Raw genomic sequence first — 537 nt, forward strand, 5'->3', positions numbered from 1 at the left:
TTTCTTTCTCTCCGCCATAAATCTACATTTTTTCTTCGGCGTTTTCTTACATTTTATCATTGGCGCTAACACTCGTCGCGCTCCCTTGACCGGACGATATACCCGGCGCGTTCAAGCTCCTTAATGGCTTCGCGGATAGCGTCTATCTTCTCCCGGTTGATAAGGGATAAGCCTTTCAAGGTGTAGTCCCAATCTTCGGGGAGTGACAGCATTTGCGACAACAGCCCCTTTGCCTTTAGGGAAAGCTCCTTGTTGCGTAGGTGGTGGTTGCTCATTACGGTGTAGCCCTTGTTCCGTTCCACTCTGAAAACTGCCATAGTTCATAGCTCCTTTGCTTTGGATTTGTTACGCAGTAGAAGCGCAGTTTCGGGGGATAAGGTATAAATCCCTTTCCGCGCCAGATACGCGCCCGGAAAACCGCTTGTAGCAAGGCTTTTTCTGCCCCTACTGCGTAACAAAGGGCATGAAAACCTGCTAACAAAAGTCAAGACTTTTTAGCAGGTTTTTAAATAAATTTGGGGTATGAATTTTTCCCAC

Annotated in this window: 1 pseudogene; it reads right to left on the reverse strand. The window is 47.1% G+C overall.

Annotation, left to right across the window (positions count from 1 at the left end):
* Positions 1-71: 71 nt before the first annotated feature.
* Positions 72-317 (reverse strand): annotated as a pseudogene (locus D7Y06_RS25565) (helix-turn-helix domain-containing protein); the annotation flags it as partial.
* Positions 318-537: the final 220 nt, after the last annotated feature.

It is taken from the genome of Roseburia sp. 1XD42-69, from assembly GCF_003612565.1.
Lineage (GTDB): Bacteria > Bacillota > Clostridia > Lachnospirales > Lachnospiraceae > Roseburia_B.